The sequence below is a fragment of the Nocardia farcinica genome (assembly GCF_029867845.1).
GTDB lineage: Bacteria > Actinomycetota > Actinomycetes > Mycobacteriales > Mycobacteriaceae > Nocardia > Nocardia farcinica_A.
The window spans coordinates 1-3,960 of record NZ_JARWRU010000781.1 but is presented as its reverse complement, the minus strand read 5'-3'; the positions used below and the strand labels follow the sequence as shown (position 1 = coordinate 3,960).

Here is a 3,960-nt window from a genome sequence, read left to right as displayed (position 1 = left end):
TCGGCTACGGCGGCATGCTGATGGAGTCGTTCGTCGCGGTCATGGCCATCATCACCGCCTGCATCATCGACCAGCACCTGTATTTCGGCATGAACGCGCCGCTGTCGCTCACCGGCGGCACCCCGGAGCAGGCCGCCGAGTACACCAACTCGCTCGGCCTGGCTGGTGCGCCCGCGACCGCGGAGACCTTCTCCCAGGCGGCCGAGGACGTCGGGGAGAACACGATCATCTCCCGCACCGGCGGCGCGCCCACGCTGGCCGTCGGCATCTCGGAGGTGTTCCACCAGTTCCTCGGCGGCGAGAGCATGAAGTCGTTCTGGTACCACTTCGCGATCATGTTCGAAGCGCTGTTCATCCTCACCACCATCGACGCGGGCACCCGCGTCGCGCGGTTCATGGTCTCCGACGCGCTCGGCAACTTCGGCGGTCCGCTGGCCCGGTTGAAGGACCCGTCCTGGCGGGTGGGCGCGTGGGTGTGCTCGCTGGTGGTGGTCGCGGCCTGGGGCTCGATCCTGCTGATGGGCGTGACCGATCCGCTGGGCGGCATCAACGCGCTGTATCCGCTGTTCGGCATCGCCAACCAGCTGCTCGCGGCGGTCGCGTTGACGGTCGTGGTCGTGATCCTGGTGAAGAAGGGGCTGACCCGCTACGCCTGGATTCCCGGCATTCCGCTGGTCTGGGATCTGGTCGTCACCATGACGGCCTCCTGGCAGAAGATCTTCTCCGCCGATCCCAAGCTCGGCTACTGGAAGCAGCACAGCCTGTGCAGGCAGGCGCAGGAGGCGGGCTCGCTGTGCCTGTCCGCCAAGACGCCGCAGGAGGTGGACGTGGTCGTGCGCAACACCTTCATCCAGGGCACGCTGTCGATCCTGTTCGCGGCGCTGGTGCTGGTGGTGGCGGCCGTCGCGGTGCTGGTGTGCGTGCGAGCCGTGCGGTCCGGGGAGACCAGCACCTCCGAGACGCCGGAGGAGCCGTCGAAGATCTTCGCGCCGAGCGGGTTCGTCGCCACGAAGGCCGAGCGCGAGGTACAGCGGCAGTGGGACGAGCTGATCGCCTCGGGTGCGGTGCGGGCGCCGGGAGCCGCGCACGCGGTGGAGGTCGAGGCGAAGTGAGGCCGCCGTCGTGAGCACGGGAACGAATCGGCTGGTTGCCGCGGCACGGGCGACGTTGTGGTGGCTGGATTCGGTGGTCGGCGGGCAGGACTATCAGCGCTATGTCGCGCACCTGCGCCGCCGTCACCCGGACCGGCCGGTGCCCACCGAGCGGGAGTACTGGCGGGAGCGGCACGCGCATGCCGAGAGCAATCCGGGCGGCCGCTGCTGCTGATCGATCACAGCCGCTGATCGGTCACAGCCGCCGATCGGTCACGGCCGCTGATCGGTCACAGCCGCTGATCGGTCACGGCCGCTGATCGGTCACGATGGCCGATTTCCGCTAGCACGGCCGTCGCGCGGCTGCCATGGTGGAGTGCGTGACGATCACGGCGCTGGATTTCGAGCGATGCTATCGGGCGGTGTCGACCCGCGACCCCCGCTTCGACGGGCAGTTCTTCACCGCCGTGCGGACCACCGGAATCTATTGCCGCCCTTCGTGTCCCGCGATCACCCCCAAGCGGGCGAATGTCACCTTCCTGCCCACGGCGGCGGCCGCGCAGCAGGCGGGCTACCGGGCCTGCCGCCGCCGTCTGCCCGACGCCGTGCCCGGGTCGCCGTTGTGGAACACGCGCGCCGATCTCGCGGCACGCGCCATGCGGTTGATCGCCGACGGGGTGATCGAGCGCGGCGGTGTGCCCGCCCTGGCCGCGGCACTCGGGTACTCGCCGCGCCAGCTGACCCGGGTGCTCACCGCCGAACTGGGCGCTGGACCGCTGGCGCTGGCCAGGGCCCATCGCGCGCACACCGCGCGACTGCTGGTGCAGACCACGGACATGCCGATGTCGGAGGTGGCGTTCGCGGCCGGGTTCAGCAGCATCAGGCAGTTCAACGACACCGTGCGCGAGGTCTTCGCGGTCAGCCCCACCACCATGCGCGCCGAGGCCCGCCGCCGCTCCCCCGTCGATGCCCCCGTGCCGGCCGAGGGCGCGCTGACACTGCGGCTGCCCTATCGGGAGCCGCTGGACCGGGCATGGCTGGAATGGTTCCTCGGAGCGCACGCCGCGCCGGGGGTGGAACGCTGGTCCGGCGGGACCTACACCCGCACGCTGCGCACCCCGCACGGGCACGCGGTGGTGGCGCTGCGCGTCCTGCCCGGGCACGTGCGGGCCGAACTGGCGCTGCGCGACATGCGCGATCTGGCGCCGACGGTGGCGCGGATACGGCATCTGCTCGACCTGGACGCCGATCCGGTCGGGGTGGACGAGGTGCTCGGACCGGACTTCGAGCCGGGCATCCGGGTGCCCGGCTGCGCCGACCCCGAGGAACTGTTGCTGCGCACCATGATCGGCCAGCAGATCTCGGTGTCGGCGGCCGCCACCCACACCGGCAGGCTGGTGCGCGAGCTGGGCGAGCGCGTGCCGGGGCCGCTGCCGCACCTGTTCCCCACCGCGGCCGCCGTGGCCGAGCACGGCGCCCGGGTGCTGACCGGCCCGGCCCGGCGCGTCGAGTCGATCGTGCGCGCGGCGGCGGCCATCGCCTCGGGGGATATGACCCTGCACCCCGGCCGCACCGCCGCCGAACTGCGCGCCGAACTGCTGGCGCTCGACGGGGTCGGCCCGTGGACGGCGGACTACGTGACCATGCGCCTGCTCGCCGACCCCGACACCGTGCTGCGCAGCGACCTCATCGCCCGACGCGGCGCCGAACTGCTCGGCATCGACCTCGCCGACACGGCCCGCTGGGCGCCCTGGCGGTCCTATCTGTCCATGCACCTGTGGAAGACGGCGCTGGCCGCGCGGGCCATGGACCGGCCCGCCGGAGACCGACGCCGCGCGGGCTGAACCCGCACCGCTGTTCCTCCCGACCACCACGCCTGCCCCCCTGTCGAAAGCGAGCTCCTGATGTCCCTCTCCGTCGCCGAAGTCGCGCGCGTCGAGACGCCGATCGGTCCCTTCACCGCCATCGCCGACGCCGACGGCGCGGTGCTGGCCTCCGGCTGGACCGCCGACGCCGACGGCCTGCGTCTGCTCATCCACCCCGCCCTGCGCCCCGCCGAACTGCGGCGACGGGACGCACTCGGCGAGATCACCCGTGCGGTCCTCGCCTACCACGACGGCGACACCGGCGTGATCGACGCGGTGCCGGTGCGCCAGCAGTCGGGGGAATTCCTCGCCCACGCCTGGGAGGTGCTGCGCAAGGTGCCCGCGGGCGAACCGGTCACCTACACCGCATTCGCCGCGCTGGCCGGTCGGCCGCAGGCGACCCGCGCCGCCGCCAACGCCTGCGCGCGCAATGCCGCCGCGCTCTTCGTCCCCTGTCACCGGGTGCTGCGCGTCGGCGGGGCGCTGGGCGGGTTCCGCTGGGGGCTGGACGTCAAGCGGTGGCTGCTCGACCACGAGAGCGGCAACGCCGGGCACTGACCGCCCCGCGGTCCCCGCTCCTCCGCCACGACCGCATCCGGCACCGGCGGTTCGGCCGCGAGCCGTGGTCACGGCTCCCGGGGGGCATCGACGTGATCGATCTCCCGGAGAGGGCCGAACCGGACACCAGGGGCTCAGGCGACGGTGGCGTGCAGCGTCGACCCCGCCCGGCCACGGACGACGTGCAGGCGGCTGGGGATGCGCTGACGCATCTCGTCCACATGGCTGACGATGCCGACCACCCGGCCGCCCGCGCGCAGTTCGTCCAACACCCCCATGACGGCGTCGAGGGTGTCGGAATCGAGACTGCCGAAGCCCTCGTCGATGAAGAGGGTGTCGAGGACGACCCCGCCGGATTCGGCGGCGACGGTGTCGGCCAACCCGAGCGCGAGGGCGAGCGAGGCCATGAAGGTCTCACCGCCGGAGAGCGTCTTGGCGGGGCGGAC

General features: G+C 72.3%; 5 protein-coding genes. 4 read left to right on the top strand and 1 reads right to left on the bottom strand.

Translation table 11 applies throughout. From position 1 onward, the window contains the following. From QH283_RS17135 to QH283_RS17120, 4 genes are all read left to right on the top strand, one after another. On the top strand, positions 1–1,112 hold a 1,112-nt coding region (locus QH283_RS17135; protein ID WP_280503994.1), incomplete at its 5' end, for a carbon starvation CstA family protein. 10 nt (positions 1,113–1,122) lie between these two features. Beyond that, positions 1,123–1,326: a YbdD/YjiX family protein gene (locus QH283_RS17130; RefSeq protein ID WP_280503993.1), complete on the top strand. Its 204-nt coding sequence runs from the start codon at positions 1,123–1,125 to the stop codon at positions 1,324–1,326. A gap of 133 nt (positions 1,327–1,459) precedes the next feature. Next, positions 1,460–2,935, top strand: coding sequence for an AlkA N-terminal domain-containing protein (locus QH283_RS17125; RefSeq protein WP_280503992.1), 1,476 nt, complete (start codon positions 1,460–1,462; stop codon positions 2,933–2,935). Positions 2,936–2,995: 60 nt separating this feature from the next. After that, positions 2,996–3,514: a methylated-DNA--[protein]-cysteine S-methyltransferase gene (locus QH283_RS17120; RefSeq protein WP_280503991.1), complete on the top strand. Its 519-nt coding sequence runs from the start codon at positions 2,996–2,998 to the stop codon at positions 3,512–3,514. Between the two features lie 134 nt (positions 3,515–3,648). Here QH283_RS17120 and QH283_RS17115 read toward each other — a convergent pair. After that, positions 3,649–3,960 (bottom strand): SbcC/MukB-like Walker B domain-containing protein (locus QH283_RS17115; RefSeq protein WP_280503990.1); only part of this gene is annotated, 312 nt, incomplete at its 5' end.